At 35.1% G+C, this 15,340-nt stretch carries 18 protein-coding genes; 14 read left to right on the forward strand and 4 right to left on the reverse strand.

Translation table 11 applies throughout. The features are described 5' to 3' along the window. Window positions 1–140 precede the first annotated feature (140 nt). From atpB to JNUCC80_RS02325, 13 genes are all read left to right on the forward strand, one after another. On the forward strand, window positions 141–851 hold the full coding sequence (gene atpB, locus JNUCC80_RS02265; protein ID WP_454142970.1) for a F0F1 ATP synthase subunit A: 711 nt from the start codon (window positions 141–143) through the stop codon (window positions 849–851). A 39-nt stretch (window positions 852–890) separates the two neighbouring features. Further along, window positions 891–1,112, forward strand: coding sequence for a F0F1 ATP synthase subunit C (gene atpE / locus JNUCC80_RS02270; RefSeq protein WP_056974883.1), 222 nt, complete (start codon window positions 891–893; stop codon window positions 1,110–1,112). A 46-nt stretch (window positions 1,113–1,158) separates the two neighbouring features. Further along, on the forward strand, window positions 1,159–1,671 hold the full coding sequence (gene atpF, locus JNUCC80_RS02275; RefSeq protein ID WP_454142968.1) for a F0F1 ATP synthase subunit B: 513 nt from the start codon (window positions 1,159–1,161) through the stop codon (window positions 1,669–1,671). Next, window positions 1,671–2,213 (forward strand): ATP synthase F1 subunit delta, encoded by a 543-nt coding sequence (gene atpH / locus JNUCC80_RS02280; protein ID WP_454142966.1) that lies wholly within the window; start codon window positions 1,671–1,673, stop codon window positions 2,211–2,213. Before atpF ends, atpH begins: the two co-directional genes overlap by 1 nt. Window positions 2,214–2,234: 21 nt before the next feature. After that, window positions 2,235–3,743, forward strand: coding sequence for a F0F1 ATP synthase subunit alpha (gene atpA / locus JNUCC80_RS02285; RefSeq protein ID WP_454142964.1), 1,509 nt, complete (start codon window positions 2,235–2,237; stop codon window positions 3,741–3,743). Window positions 3,744–3,758: 15 nt separating this feature from the next. Next, window positions 3,759–4,709 carry a F0F1 ATP synthase subunit gamma gene (locus JNUCC80_RS02290; RefSeq protein WP_454142962.1) on the forward strand — a complete coding sequence of 317 codons (951 nt, stop codon included), beginning with the start codon at window positions 3,759–3,761 and terminating at the stop codon, window positions 4,707–4,709. A 16-nt stretch (window positions 4,710–4,725) separates the two neighbouring features. Further along, complete coding sequence (gene atpD / locus JNUCC80_RS02295; RefSeq protein WP_454142960.1) at window positions 4,726–6,162, forward strand: F0F1 ATP synthase subunit beta; 1,437 nt, start codon at window positions 4,726–4,728, stop codon at window positions 6,160–6,162. 11 nt (window positions 6,163–6,173) lie between these two features. Then, the gene (locus JNUCC80_RS02300) at window positions 6,174–6,599 is read left to right on the forward strand and encodes a F0F1 ATP synthase subunit epsilon (protein ID WP_454142958.1); all 426 of its coding nucleotides are present in this window, start codon (window positions 6,174–6,176) and stop codon (window positions 6,597–6,599) included. A 204-nt stretch (window positions 6,600–6,803) separates the two neighbouring features. Then, complete coding sequence (mreB, locus tag JNUCC80_RS02305; protein ID WP_454142956.1) at window positions 6,804–7,787, forward strand: rod shape-determining protein MreB; 984 nt, start codon at window positions 6,804–6,806, stop codon at window positions 7,785–7,787. Next, window positions 7,787–8,077, forward strand: coding sequence for a membrane protein insertion efficiency factor YidD (gene yidD, locus JNUCC80_RS02310; RefSeq protein ID WP_454153202.1), 291 nt, complete (start codon window positions 7,787–7,789; stop codon window positions 8,075–8,077). Before mreB ends, yidD begins: the two co-directional genes overlap by 1 nt. An 8-nt stretch (window positions 8,078–8,085) precedes the next feature. Continuing rightward, entirely contained in the window at window positions 8,086–8,316 is a 231-nt protein-coding gene (locus tag JNUCC80_RS02315) for a DUF2969 family protein (protein WP_454142952.1), read from the forward strand. Window positions 8,317–8,349: 33 nt separating this feature from the next. Beyond that, entirely contained in the window at window positions 8,350–9,528 is a 1,179-nt protein-coding gene (locus JNUCC80_RS02320) for an FtsW/RodA/SpoVE family cell cycle protein (RefSeq protein ID WP_454153203.1), read from the forward strand. A gap of 26 nt (window positions 9,529–9,554) precedes the next feature. Continuing rightward, window positions 9,555–10,517 carry a DUF2785 domain-containing protein gene (locus JNUCC80_RS02325; RefSeq protein WP_454153204.1) on the forward strand — a complete coding sequence of 321 codons (963 nt, stop codon included), beginning with the start codon at window positions 9,555–9,557 and terminating at the stop codon, window positions 10,515–10,517. 25 nt (window positions 10,518–10,542) lie between these two features. Here JNUCC80_RS02325 and JNUCC80_RS02330 read toward each other — a convergent pair whose 3' ends face one another. The 4 genes from JNUCC80_RS02330 to rpsD form a co-directional block, all read right to left on the reverse strand. Further along, window positions 10,543–10,836 carry a hypothetical protein gene (locus JNUCC80_RS02330; RefSeq protein WP_454142946.1) on the reverse strand — a complete coding sequence of 98 codons (294 nt, stop codon included), beginning with the start codon at window positions 10,834–10,836 and terminating at the stop codon, window positions 10,543–10,545. 4 nt (window positions 10,837–10,840) lie between these two features. Continuing rightward, window positions 10,841–12,124: a replication-associated recombination protein A gene (locus JNUCC80_RS02335; RefSeq protein ID WP_454153205.1), complete on the reverse strand. Its 1,284-nt coding sequence runs from the start codon at window positions 12,122–12,124 to the stop codon at window positions 10,841–10,843. 2 nt (window positions 12,125–12,126) lie between these two features. Then, entirely contained in the window at window positions 12,127–12,591 is a 465-nt protein-coding gene (locus tag JNUCC80_RS02340; protein ID WP_454153206.1) for a YueI family protein, read from the reverse strand. Window positions 12,592–12,677: 86 nt separating this feature from the next. Next, complete coding sequence (rpsD, locus tag JNUCC80_RS02345; protein ID WP_339969357.1) at window positions 12,678–13,292, reverse strand: 30S ribosomal protein S4; 615 nt, start codon at window positions 13,290–13,292, stop codon at window positions 12,678–12,680. 291 nt (window positions 13,293–13,583) lie between these two features. On the opposite strand from rpsD, the gene JNUCC80_RS02350 reads away from it, so the two are divergent. Continuing rightward, window positions 13,584–15,290 (forward strand): septation ring formation regulator EzrA, encoded by a 1,707-nt coding sequence (locus JNUCC80_RS02350; RefSeq protein WP_454153207.1) that lies wholly within the window; start codon window positions 13,584–13,586, stop codon window positions 15,288–15,290. Window positions 15,291–15,340 lie beyond the last annotated feature (50 nt).

The raw sequence follows: 15,340 nt of genomic DNA on the forward strand, positions 1-15,340 counted from the left end.
TTCCTAAATTAATAGACAAATTAGGAAATATTTTAAAAAAGTGTCTTTTTTGTTTTGTCTTTTCGAACATGTGGTGGTATCATTTGATTGTCTTTTTAAAGATTTATATAAGATTTTATTTTTAGAGGGGAGGTCACGAAGTGGGCGAAAAACCGGTTGTTGTTCAGTTCATGGGACTAAATTTTAATCTCACGAACATTATTTCAGGGTTGATTGTCTGTATCATGGTCTTTTTATTTGTATATCTTTTGGCTCGAAAAGCACAGCTTAGACCAACAAGAAAGCAAAACGTGCTTGAAAGAATCATTGAGTTTACAAATAGTATTGTGAAACAATCAATACCCGGTGAAGAAGGAAAGAAATTCTACTTATTCTCATTTGTTCTATTTCTTTTCATCTTCTTCTCAAACCAATTGGGATTATTTTTAGAACCTAAATTTGGAGAATATGTTTTAATTAAATCGCCAACATCGAGTCCGTTAATTACGATGACTCTAGCAACATTTGTATTGCTAATGGCCTTTTATTATGGTATTGAAAAACAAGGTTTTGGTGGCTATTTGAAGAACTACACAAAACCGGTTTCATTTCTTTTACCATTAAATATATTTGAAGAGTTTAGTAACTTTTTAACACTTGCTCTACGTTTATACGGTAATATTTATGCAGGTGAAATTGTCCTAGGATTAATTGGACAGCTTGCCCAAAGTAACGGAGCATTAACATACGTTGTCGCAATGCCCTTGACGCTACTATGGCAAGGATTTTCTGTTTTTATAGGTGCAATTCAGGCCTATGTTTTTGTGACATTGTCAATGGTTTACATATCACATAAAATCGAAAAAGAATAATATATATCAGTATATATAAAATATATGGAGGATTTATCTATGCAATTATTAGCTGCTGCTTTAGCTGCCGGACTAGCTGCCCTTGGTGGTGGTATCGGTAACGGTCTACTTATTTCAAAAACAATCGAAGGAATGGCTCGCCAACCAGAAAACTCAGGTTCATTAAGAAGTACAATGTTCGTTGGGGTTGCGCTAGTTGAATCAGTTCCTATCTTGTCAATCGTTATCTCACTTCTAATCCTATTCGTATTTAAAGGTTAGTATAAGTATTAGTGAGTCAAAACCTGACAAAGAAAGGAGCAGATAAATGAGTCTACATCCATTAACCGGATTGAAACTTTCATCACTTGAGCTAGGTGACGTTATTTTATACTTTGTTATGTTTGTTGTTTTAATGCTCCTCATCAAACATTTTGCTTGGGAACCAATTAACAATATGTTAGAAAAGCGTCGTTCTCAAATCTCAAACGATTTGGACAATGCTGCGGCTTCTAAACAAAAAGCGCAAAGCCTTGCGCAAGAGCGTGAAGATGCTTTGAAAAACTCACGAAGTGAAGCACTTGAAATTGTTTCAAATGCTAAAGCTCATGGGAAAGCAACACAGCAACAAATGCTTGATGAAGCAAACAATGAAGCAAAAGTTATTAAAACTAACGCTTTACAAGAAGCTAAGAAGTCAAAAACTGACGCTTTAAATAGTGCTCAAGCTGATATTGCAGATATTGCAGTGGCAATTTCTTCAAAACTTATTCAAAAGAATTTGACAGCCGACGATCAAAAAGATTTGATTAACAATTATATTAAGGGGCTGGATGACTAATGAAATTGGATAATAAAACAATCGGTCAAAGATATGCCAAAGCTTTTTATGAGTTATCTCTTGAAAGAAAGACATTAGACACAGATTTTGAAGAACTGTCCGTAGTAATGCAATTAGTTAAAGAGAATCCAGAACTTGGTTCAGTTTTAACCGATCCAAGATTAACTGATTCCGAAAAACATGAACTGCTTACAACATTTTCACAACCATTTAGTCAAAACATCCAAGACTTTTTAAGTCTGATTCAAGATTACAAACGATTTGATAAAATTGAGTTTATTATTGATGCTTTTAACGAGTACTACAATGCGTACTACCAAAAAGCAACTGGAAAAGTAACCAGCGTGGTAGCTTTAGATGATGAACAAAAAGCAAACTTATCAAAAGCTTATGCTAAGAAATTTGGCTTAAAATCTTTTGAGTTTGAAAATGAAATCGATCCATCACTTATTGGTGGGGTAATCGTTGAAGCTCAAGGACAAGTTATTGACGGTTCAGTTCAAACAAAACTAAAAAGAGTTAAACAATCGTTACAAAAATAAAGATAAAAAGAGGTGACCCCATTGAGCATTAAGGCTGAAGAAATTAGTGCATTAATTAAAAAGCAACTAGAAAACTACCAAGATAAATTAGTAGTTGATGAAGTTGGTACAGTAACCTATATTGGTGACGGAATTGCTCGTGCTCATGGGCTTGATAACGCGTTAAGTAGTGAACTACTTGAATTTTCTAATGGTTCATACGGTATTGCTCAAAACTTGGAAACAAATGATGTTGGTATTATTATCTTAGGATCATATGCTGATATTCGTGAAGGTGACCAAGTTAAACGTACAGGTAAAATCATGGAAGTGCCAGTTGGTGAAGAACTAATTGGACGTGTTGTTAACCCATTAGGACAACCCGTAGATGGTCAAGGTGAAATCAAAACATCTAAGACTAGACCTATTGAAGGACAAGCACCTGGCGTTATGCAACGTCAATCTGTTTCAGAACCAATGCAAACAGGTTTAAAAGCGATTGATTCGCTAGTGCCAATTGGACGTGGTCAACGTGAGTTGATTATCGGGGACAGACAAACAGGTAAAACATCTATTGCTATTGATACAATCTTGAACCAAAAAGGTAAAGATGTTGTTTGTATCTATGTTGCTATTGGTCAAAAAGAATCAACTGTTAGAAGACAAGTAGAATCATTGAAAAAATATGGTGCAATGGATTATACAATTGTTGTGGAAGCGGGTCCTAGTGAACCAGCACCACTACTTTATATTGCACCTTATGCAGGTTCTGCTATGGGTGAGGAATTCATGTATAACGGTAAACACGTTTTAATCGTGTTTGATGACTTGTCAAAACAAGCTGCTTCATACCGTGAAATTTCCTTGCTACTTCGTCGTCCACCTGGTCGTGAAGCTTACCCTGGTGACGTTTTCTACTTACACTCACGTTTACTAGAACGTTCTGCTAAGTTGAGTGATGAAATGGGAGGCGGTTCAATGACTGCTTTACCAATTATCCAAACTCAAGCCGGTGATATTTCTGCTTATATTCCAACTAACGTAATTTCCATCACTGATGGTCAAATTTTCTTGGAAAGTGACTTATTCTTTGCCGGAACTCGTCCTGCTATTAACGCTGGGGAATCTGTTTCTCGTGTTGGGGGTTCAGCACAAACAAAAGCGATGAAGAAAGTATCAGGTACACTTCGTGTGGATCTTGCTTCATATCGTGAGTTAGAATCTTTTGCTCAATTTGGATCTGATTTGGATTCAGCTACTCAAGCTAAATTGAACCGTGGTCGTCGTACAGTTGAAATCTTAAAACAACCACTTCACAAACCTATTCCAATGGAAAAAGAAGCTTTAATTCTGTATGCCTTGACAAAAGGTTACTTAGATAAAGTAGAAGTTGACCAAATTTTAGAATTTGAAGCACAACTATTTGATTACTTCGATAGTAACCATGCTTCAATTCTAGAACAAATTGAAAAAACAGGAGATTTACCAGAAAACCTTGATGAACTAAATCAAGCAATTTCCGACTTTGTTGATGGTTTTACATCAAAATAAGAGGGAGGAATATAGATGGCTGACTCAACACTTGAACTAAAGCGAAAAATTAGTTCAATTAACAAAACTGGTCAAATTACGACAGCTATGCAAATGGTTTCAGGTGTTAAATTAAATCAAACTGAAAAGATTAATCAAAGCTACATGCACTATCAAGACATGTTATATAATACAGTTGCGCATTTGATGGCATCACGTATTACGAATGAACTAGGTGTTAGTTCAAGTAGTGTAGTTGATGATGAAAACTTTGATTATGCGTCACTATTTCATAATAGTGATATGAGTGATTTGATTAGCCATCGTCCAGTTAAAAAGACTGGTTACTTGGTAATTACCGGAGATCGTGGATTAGTTGGTTCATACAACAGTACAGCAATTAAACAAATGATGTCACTAGCTAAAAAAGCTGAAGAAGAAGGCCGCGAAGCTGAAATCTTAGCTGTTGGTGGCGTTGGTGCGGATTTCTTCAAAAAACAAGGCATGAACTTAGTTTACGAATATCGTGGAATTAGTGATGTACCGACTTTTGAAGAATCTCGCGAGATTGTGTCAACTGCTGTAAACATGTATATGGATGGCGTGTATGATGAACTTTACGTTTGTTATACTCACCATGTTAATACAATTTCGTCAGAATTTAGAACTGAAAAAATGTTACCTATTTCTGATATTGATGTCCAAGACGCTGTTCACGAAGGACCTAAAGCCCAATTTATTACTGAACCGTCAACTGAAGCAGTGTTAGATAGAATACTACCTCAGTTTGCGCAAGGTATGATTTACGGTGCTATTTTAGACTCCAAAACCGCTGAACATGCTAGTTCTATGACAGCGATGCAAAATGCATCTAAAAATGCTGATAGCGTTGTTTCGGATTTAACAACCCAGTTAAACCGTGCGCGTCAAGCTCAAATTACGACTGAAATCACCGAAATCGTCGGTGGTGCAGCCGCACAAGAATAAAAAGGAGGTTGACAGTTTGAGTCAAGGTAAAATTGTCCAAGTTATTGGACCCGTTGTTGACGTGGCCTTTCCATTAGATAATGATCTGCCCGATATCAATAACGCTTTAAAAGTAACTAAAAACGATAACGACTCAATCATTCTTGAAGTTGCCCTTGAACTTGGTGATGGTGTTTTAAGAACAATCTCCATGGAATCAACTGATGGTTTGCAACGTGGAATGATCGTTGAAGATACAAAATCTCCGATTTCTGTGCCTGTTGGTAAAGAAACTCTAGGACGTGTCTTTAATGTTTTAGGTCAAACAATTGACGGTGGGGAAGAATTCCCTGCTGATTTCAAACGTGAAGGAATTCACAAAGATGCACCAAAATATGATGATTTAAGTACTGGTAGCGAAATTTTAGAAACTGGTATTAAGGTTATCGATTTACTTGCCCCATATACTCGTGGTGGTAAAGTTGGGTTATTCGGTGGTGCCGGTGTTGGTAAAACTGTTTTAATCCAAGAATTAATCCATAATATTGCTGAAGAACACGGTGGTATTTCAGTCTTTACTGGTGTTGGAGAACGTACACGTGAAGGTAACGACTTGTACTTTGAAATGAAAGAATCCGGTGTTCTAGAAAAAACAGCCATGGTGTTTGGTCAAATGAACGAACCACCTGGAGCTCGTATGCGTGTTGCGCTAACAGGGCTAACAATTGCGGAATACTTCCGTGATGTTGAAGGTCAAGATGTGCTACTATTTATCGATAATATCTTTAGATTTACACAAGCTGGTTCAGAGGTTTCTGCCTTACTAGGTCGTATGCCTTCAGCTGTTGGTTACCAACCAACTCTTGCTACTGAAATGGGTCAACTTCAAGAACGTATCACATCAACTAAGAATGGATCAATCACATCTATTCAAGCTATCTACGTTCCTGCTGATGACTACACTGACCCTGCTCCTGCAACAACGTTTGCTCACTTGGATGCAACAACTAACCTAGAACGTCGTTTAGTAGAACAAGGGATTTACCCTGCTGTTGACCCACTAGAATCTTCATCTAATGCGTTAGATCCAGAAACTATTGGTCAAGAACACTACGAAGTGGCTACAGAAGTTCAACATATCTTACAACGTTACCGCGAATTACAAGATATTATTTCTGTTTTAGGTATGGATGAATTATCTGATGAAGAAAAACTAATCGTGCAACGTGCACGTAAGATTCAGTTCTTCTTATCACAAAACTTCCACGTTGCTGAACAATTTACTGGTGTAAAAGGTTCATACGTATCAGTTGCTGATACAGTATCTGGATTTAAACAAATCTTAGATGGACAACTGGATGATCTTCCAGAAGATGCTTTCCGTGGTGTTGGACCAATTGAAGATGTAATTGAAAAAGCAAAATCAATGGGATATGAACATCAAACGACTGAAGCAACTTCAGTTGAAGAATAGGAGTGAAAATCATGGCAGATAATATTATAACTGTCACTGTTGTTACTCCTTATGGAATTCAGTATAGTCACCGTGCACATATGGTAAGTGTGAAGTCAATTGATGGAGATTTAGGTATCATGGCTAACCATGAACCAATCGTTGCCCCGCTAAAGATTAGTGAAGTTAGGGTAAAAAGAACTGACAACACAACTCATGTTGACGCAATTGCAGTAAACGGTGGCTTTATCGAATTTCAAGATAATGTTGCAACAATTGTGGCTGACGGTGCTGAACGTGCTAGAGATATTGATTTGAGCAAGGCTGAACAAGAAAAAAGTGAAGCTGAGCAAAAACTTCATGAGGCTGAATCACAACACGATATTGATCAACAACGTCGTGCTGAAGTCGCATTGAAGAAAGCAATGAACAGAATTAATGTTTCTAAACATCTATAAAAAAGTGAACACATTTTGTGTTCGCTTTTTTTTATGAGTAATATTTATTAAATTTCTGTTTTTGTTCGTTAATAATTGATATTTAGCGTCTTAATTTATGATATTATATGAAGAGGGAATTTTATAAATAACATTGGTGAATTTGTAATCATCATATAATATATTAAAATTCGACATGATTGACATGTGAAGGGAAAGATAATCGTGGTTAAAAATATAGGAATCGATTTGGGAACTGCTAATGTTCTAATTAATGTGGCTGGAGATGGTATTGTTTTGAACGAGCCATCTGTTGTTGCAATCGATACAAAGAATAATGAAGTTGTTGCTGTAGGTACCGAAGCTTACCGCATGGTAGGACGTACACCAGGAAACATCAAGGCAATTAGACCCTTAAAAGATGGTGTTATTGCTGATTTTGACATTACAGAAGCAATGCTAACTTACTTTATTGAAAAGTTGAATTTAAAAGGATTTTTATCGAAGCCAAATATTCTAATCTGTGCACCTACAAACGTGACTGATATTGAACAAAAGGCAATTATTCAAGCTGCTGAAAAAGCAGGCGGAAATAAAGTTTACTTAGAATTTGAACCTAAAGTGGCTGCCGTTGGTGCAGGTCTAGATATCTTTAAGCCTCAAGGAAATATGGTTATTGATATTGGTGGGGGTACTAGTGATATTGCTGTGCTTTCAATGGGTGAAGTGGTAACAAGCCGTTCATTACACTACGCTGGTAACAAAATGGATCAAAATATTGTGGCTTATGTTAAACAAAAATATAATCTGTTAATCGGTGAAAGAACAGCTGAAACAATCAAAAAAGAAATTGGATCAGCTTTTGAAGCAGAAGAATCACAAGAAATTGAAGTTCGTGGTCGTGATATGATTGACGGTTTACCTAAAGTAATGACGATTAATGCTGTTGAAGTTGAACAAGTTTTATCTGAAGGTCTTATGAGCATTATTGATGCTGCAAAAGAAGTTCTAGAACAAACACCACCAGAATTAGCTGCTGATATTATTGATCGTGGTATTATGCTAACTGGTGGGGGTGCTTTGTTAAACAACTTAGACCGTTTGTTAGCACACCACTTAAAAGTACCTGTAATTGTTGCAGATAATAGTCTAGATGCTGTAGCTATTGGAACAGGCGTTTTATTAGATAATATTGCAAAGAGAAAATAATGCGATTTATTTTTTTAGGGTGTATTAAATTTTATCAAACCCGAATTTCTCCATTATTACCAAAGCGCTGTCGATTTTACCCAACATGTTCTCAATATACCTTCAAAGCAATTGAAAAGCATGGTGTGATTAAAGGCACCATTATGGGAGTTTCAAGAATCTTAAGATGTCAGCCTTTTAATAAAGGGGGACTTGATTTTGTTCCGGATAAGTTTACACTGTTTCGAAATAAAAAATCTGATAAAATTGGTGACGAAATAATTAACAAAAATAAAAAAAGTAGTGAGTAGAGAATTTTATGTCTAAAAAAGTTAAAAACATTAATGTAGAAGTTAACGAAATTAATAATAAAAATGAAAATTACTATGAAGTGGCTATTCCAAACAAACAAGTGATTGGAACAATTAAAAAAGTGGAATCGCGCTATCAAATAGATATTGAAAAATCGAATAAAACACTATTTGCAAATAATTTAGAAAGTGCGATTAATGATTTACTTGTTTACTTTAACTTGCATGGCAAAATCTAAATTTTGAAATAACAATCTAGGGGAGTACAAATTATGGCACAAGTAGATGAAAAGCCAAGCCTAATTGATCGACTAGATTTTGGAATTATTGTTCCTGTATTAATCCTAGCAGTTGTGGGAATGTACGCTATTTGGTTAGCTTCTAGTGCTAATTTGAGAGCTATCATATCTCAAGTGATTTGGTATTTTGTAGGTTTTTTAATTGTTGCTGTTATCATGCAATTTGACTCAGAACAGTTGTTCAAAGTTTCGCCATATGCTTATGCTGCGGGACTGACGTTGCTGTTTTTGGTTTTAATATTTCATGATCGGTCGCTAGCTGCAGATACTGGGGCGATGAGTTGGTTCAAGGTAGGGCCCTTTACGTTCCAACCTTCTGAGGTTATGAAGCCAGCATTTATTTTGATGTTAGGACGCTTAACTTATCGACATAACCAACTATATCGTGAACATACTGTTCGAAATGATAGTATTTTAATTGGAAAACTCATCTTAGTCATGCTGCCGGTTGCTGTGTTATTGAAATTGCAAAATGACTTTGGGACAATGTTAGTTTTCTTTGCTATTTTAGGTGGTGCAATCTTGGTATCTGGTGTAACATGGAAAATTTTACTACCGGTTTTCTTATCAGTAGCAGTGATTGGGACTATTGCTATTTTATTGGTTTCGACACCTAATGGTCAGGAAATTCTACGACAATTCAATTTCAAAGCTTATCAATTTGAGAGAATTAATAGTTGGTTAGATCCGTCTGGGGATACTGCGAATAATTCGATGCAGCTATGGCAGAGTATGAAAGCAATTGGTTCAGGAGAATTATTTGGTCGCGGATTTGGTGTAAGAGTTGTTAATGTTCCCGTTCAAACAACCGATATGGTTTTTTCAATTATCGGGGAAAGTTTTGGGTTTGTAGGTGTAATAGGTGTAATCTTGACTTACTTCTATTTGATTTTCAATATGGTCAAGGTTGCCTTTCAAACACGTAACGCCTTTTACTCATATGTTTCAACCGGTGTTATCATGATGATTTTGTTCCATGTTTTTGAAAATATCGGAATGAGCATCGATCTTTTACCACTAACGGGAATTCCTTTGCCATTTATTTCTTCCGGGGGGTCAGCCTTACTGGGGAATATGATTGGTGTTGGATTAATTCTTTCAATGAAATATCATCATAAGAGTTATATTTTTAGTGGAAAAGGTGAATTTTAGTATTTATCAGTTAGGAGAGTGGCTAAATGACTAGCAGTCAAATAGTTGAAGTTGAGCAAAATGTCAATAATCTGTTCAAACGTTTTGAAACAGGTGACTTTTACAACACGCTTTATCAACAATTTAACAAGATAAAAGAGCAGGTCAACTATCAAAAAAGACGTCGTCCAGTTCAGATAGCAGAATTAACTGATGATAATCGCGAAAAAATCAAGTTTCTTGCTCAAGAAAAAAATATCCAATCACCTAAGATGGATGATTTACAATTTCTAGCGCAATTCATTGGCGTCACAGATGTTGATATCCGAGAAAAATATGTTTTAAAAACGATTGTGGAGTGTATCAAAAAACACTATTATAATGAAAATCAGCTTATCTGGTTAAGGGATTTTGTCTTGAATCCAGATAATTTGTACGCACACATTTTAGAGCCTAAAAATGATGCTGTTTTAGTTAGAAGCGGTGCTTTATTAATTTTAAACGCGATTTTGGTTGAAGATGAAAAGTTTTACAACTTATTATCACCACAAGATTATCAAACCGTTGCGTTAAAATTATCAACGTACGCATTACTTGAACAAGATTATCAAGGCTATAATTCCAAAATGGGTTGGATACAAACTTACAGTCTTATTGTTGAAGCAACAAAAAAAGTCTGTGAGGCACCTGTCCATCGAGCGTTGAAAGTTTACTTGATGACAGCAATTTTGTTTGCATATTTACAAACAGATGTGCCACTTATTTTTGGTGAAAATCAGGTACTGGCAGATTTAGTTTTAAGTTTTTCATTAAGAGATAACTTTTACAATCACTTTATTGTGATGCTTTTGACACAGTGGAATGATCAGTATAAAGATGACTATAGTTCTAATGAACAATTAGGGTTTTGGCATCAAGTGTACAATAGTGAACGTTTAATTGATAGTTTATTAGTGCTAGATGATTTACCAGAATCTATTCGTAACTTAATCAAAAATGAAATCAAGTAAAAAAGCCATTTATTAAATGGCTTTTTTATTTGATATTAGTGTTAATTGAAACAGATAAAATGATGGATAAAATAATTAAAGTTACGCTAGTTAAAATCAGTGTAATGATGTTGTACACGGTAGGTAAAGTGAATAATATAATCATGCCAATAATTGCAATAGCAAATAAAATAATAGCAAATACAATCAGTGAGCGACTTAAAAAGCGATCTTTTTCAGGATGAAAAACTAAAAACGGCTTATCTTTGGTATAAATTAAACAACCACCGATGTAACAAATGACTGCAATAAAAGCCATCATGATAATTTTTATAATCATAGGTTTAATAACGTCCTTTTCTTTGTAAATCTTTTAATTTTTGGTACTGGTTCTTAAAGGCAACTTCAAATTTACCGTTACCTTTGGGGTGGAAATAATGTGAATTGCGTAAGCTACTGGGCAAATAGTCCTGTGCAACAAAATCATTATCAAAATCATGGGGGTACAAGTAACCGACACCACTACCCAATTTTTCTGCACCACTGTAGTGTGCATCTTTAATATGGTTTGGAATGTCGCTAATTCGTTTGTTTTGAATATCAGAAATTGCTTCATCAATAGCAGTTAAGCTAGCGTTAGATTTTGGAGATAAGCAAAGTTCGATTACGGCATTGCTCAAAGGTATTCTTGCTTCAGGGAGTCCAACTTTTTCTGCTGCTTCAATTGCGGTCATTGTGTGCATCCAAGCTTGTGGATTAGCAAGTCCAATATCTTCAAAAACGATGACTGTCAGGCGTCGAATAATACTTTGTAAGTCACCAGACAGAATTAACCGAGCTAAGTAATGAAGTGCTGCATCAGTATCAGAACCTCGAATTGATTTTTGAAAGGCTGAAAGTAAGTTATAGTGGCTATCACCGTTTTTATCAGCAGAGATATTTTGTTTTTGAATAGAGTCTTTAATTACGGGAGTATCAATTAAAATAACATGATTCTCATCTGGATTAGAAGACAATACGGCTAATTCAAGACCATTTAAAGCATTTCTCAAGTCACCGTTACTTCGTGTTATCAGTAACTCTTTAGCTTCATCTGTCAACTGAACATGATAGCTACCTAAACCATCTTGTTCATCAGTCAAGGCTCGATTAATAGCTTTGCTAATATCTTCAGCTTCTAAAGGATATAATTCAAAGATCTCTGTTCGAGAACGTATAGCCGGCGAAATAGAAAGGTAAGGATTTTCTGTTGTAGCACCGATTAAGATGATTTTACCAGATTCAAGCATGGGCAGTAAAAAGTCTTGTTTAGTTTTATCTAGTCGATGAATTTCATCAAGTAATAGCACGACAGTACCACTCATTTTAGCTTCTTCAGCGACAATTTTTAATTCTTTTTTGCCATCAATAGCTGCATTTAGCTGTCTAAAAGCATATTTTGTACTACCCGCAATCGCACTTGCAATGCTTGTCTTGCCAATTCCCGGAGGACCATACAGAATCATCGATGTTAGTCTTTTGGCTTTAACCATGCGATAAATAATTTTATCTTGTCCCACTAAATGTTGTTGTCCTACAATATCACTTATTGTTTTTGGACGCATACGAAAGGCTAGGGGAGTAGTCATTATTAGTCTCCTTTAATTAACTTTTTAAACTTAGACCAGACAGATGATTTTTCTGGTTTGGCGCTAGACTCAGTTGGTTGTTCTTGATACTTTTGACTAATATCAATGACGGGCTCATTGATTGCATCACTTGAAACAACAAGAACTCCCGTTTTATCATCAGCGGTCTGTGCTGATTGATCACTAATCAATGAAAATTTAATATTATTTTGAGAACAAGCTCTAATAATCAGTGAAGCGTTTGGTGTGTTAACTTTGTTATTAATTAAAACTTGGTAGTTTTGATAGCTTTGAATATGATCAACTAAGGTTTCAACAACTGGTTTGTCTTTTAACTGAGCTACGGATAATCTGACTAAAACACGTTCGCGTAATGAGCCTAAATACTGACGTCTTTCATCAGGATTGGTTTGTGGGGTAGAGGTTAACCCATTTTGTTCTAAGCGTTCATTTAATTTATCTGACAATTAAAATTCCTCCTTTGATTGTTATAGTAAAAGTGTATTAAAAAATCCCCGATAAGGATACCGGGGAATAAACAAATATATAAATATTAAAGTTTTTGGTTGTAGAATTCAACAACAAGTGATTCGTCGATTTCTGGTTCAAGTTCATCACGTTCTGGTAGACGAGTTAATGAACCTGTTAATTTGTTATCGTCAAATGAAACGAAAGCAGGGCGAGCAACTGTAGCTTCAACTGCTTCTTTAACGATAGCCAAGTTTTGTGAACGTTCTCTTAGTCCGATAACTTGGTCAGGTTTTACTTCGTAAGAAGGAATATCAACGCGTTGACCATCAACAGTCACGTGACCGTGGTTAACTAATTGACGAGCTTGACGACGTGTAGTTGCTAGACCTAAACGGTAAACAACGTTATCTAAACGACGTTCTAGTAATACCATGAAGTTAACACCGTGTTTACCTTCACGAATTTTACCAGCTTTAACGAAAAGGTTCATAAATTGACGTTCAGTTAAACCGTACATCACACGTAGTTTTTGTTTTTCACGTAATTGTGAACCGTATTCTGAAAGTTTACCACGACGAGCGTTTGGACCGTGGTCACCTGGTGCGTAGTTACGACGTGCAAGTTCTTTACCAGTACCTGATAAAGAAATTCCAAGACGACGAGATTTTTTCCAACTAGGACCTGTATATCTTGACATAAAAATGTTCCTCCATAAAATTTGATTATTGGAGTAAAATATAAGAAATAAGTTCGGCATTCGTGCATTTTATGTTGATACTTTCACCACGTGCAGCCGCGGGGTACTCGTTCACTTAAAGCGCCATAAAATGTTGACGTTCTTGCCACTTATTGCTGCAATATTTTACACTTTTATTATTATAGATGAGATGTGTTCTTAAATCAAGTCTATTTATTTCCCAAAAAAGCTCTTCAAAGGGTGAATTTTTTGATACAATAGTACTTATATGGAATATTGGGGGAAGCTTTTATGTCAGTAGGACAAACAGTTGTGCTTTCAATAAGTATTTTGATAATACTTGCAGTTGTCATTCAATTATTAATGAACTTCATCAAAAACAAACGTGTTACGGGTCACATTAGCGAAGTGATTGACTCTTTTCAATCGGTTGAACTGGCTGAAAAGTATCAACATTTAAAAGAAATCACGCTATCTGGCTCGAGTTTGATAACGTTTAATAATTGGGAGAAAGTCTATCTAGGATTAGAATCTAGGTCAGAAGAGTTGCTACAAAAGAATCAAAAAGTTGCTCAGACGACCAATCACTTAAGACTGTTGACAGCTAATTCACTGTTAGCTGACTTAAAACAAGAAGTTTTTGAAGCTGAACAAGACGTTGAAGATGTTGAATCAGTTTTTGATCAACTAATTGTTGCTAATAGTGAATCAGAAAAAGAAATTGAACAAATTTATGATAAATATGCTGAAATAAGAAAAGATATTTTATCAAAATCTTACAATTATGGTCAAACAATTAACTTTTTAGAAGATTATTTACTTGGACTAGAAAATAAGTTTACAGATGTGAGAGCGCTCAATAGTGTTGGGAACCACATCGAAACACATCGCGTATTGAGTTATTTGAAATTACAATTAACACAACTTGATGAAAAACTACCAAGAATCAAAAAAAGTTATGAAAAATTAAGTGAAAAATTGCCACAACAGGTTAAAGAGCTAAGTAATGAGTATGCGCACTTGCTCAGTCAAGGCTATCGTTTTTCAAATGTTAACGTTCAAACTTTAATTGATAATCTAAACGCTGCTTTGAATCAAACCAACCAGCAGTTAAACGAAATTAAGCTGGATGAAGTAGAAAATGGTATTGATAATATTAATAACAAAATCATGGAAATTGAGCAGATCTTAGAAAATGAAATGAATGCTAAGAATTTTGTGGTTGATTTTCAAAAAAGATTGTCTGAACAATTTGAAAAGGTTTCGTTAGCTAATTCAGAATTGATGGATTTACTGGTTCATATCGATCAAAGCTATATTTTAACTAATGATGAGATTACTGAAAGTGGTCATATTGGTTCTGAAATTAGTCAAATGAAGAATGATTTTGATTTAGATATTCGAAAAATTGAAACAGAATCACCAGTTTATTCTGAAATTAAAGCGGATTTCTTAAGAATTAACCAACGATTGGATGAAATCTCAATTCGACAACAAGAAATTGAACAAGATATCGAAGGGTTAACTGAAGCTGAAAAGGTTGCACAACAATCTGTTCAAGAAATGAATTTGAATCTTAATATGTTGAAACGAAAACTCGATCGTTACAAATTACCAGGCTATCCATCACGCTTTGTTGAATATTATCGACTAGTAGAAGATGAAATTGAAAAGATTTATAATGAATTGAATCAAGTCAAAATTGATATGAAACAAATCTCAGATGATTTGATTTTGGCTCAACAAGATTTAAATAAATTAACAACAGATTCTGAAAATATTGTGGCGGTTTCAGAATTAACTGAAATTGCAATTCAATATAGTAATAAGTATATCCAAGATAATCAAAGTATTAATCAAGCGGTGAAGAAGGCCTATCAACTTTATAACCAAGATTTCGATTATGAAGGTGCCTTAGATACAATCGCAAGTGCACTTGAAAAAGTCGAACCAGGTGCTTATCAAAAGATTGAAAAAGATTACTATAAAGGCTTATAAAAAATAAGTTAACGAGTTGAATGTTAATGGGTTTTCCGCTATAATATTTT

The sequence above is a fragment of the Holzapfeliella sp. JNUCC 80 genome (assembly GCF_053667655.1).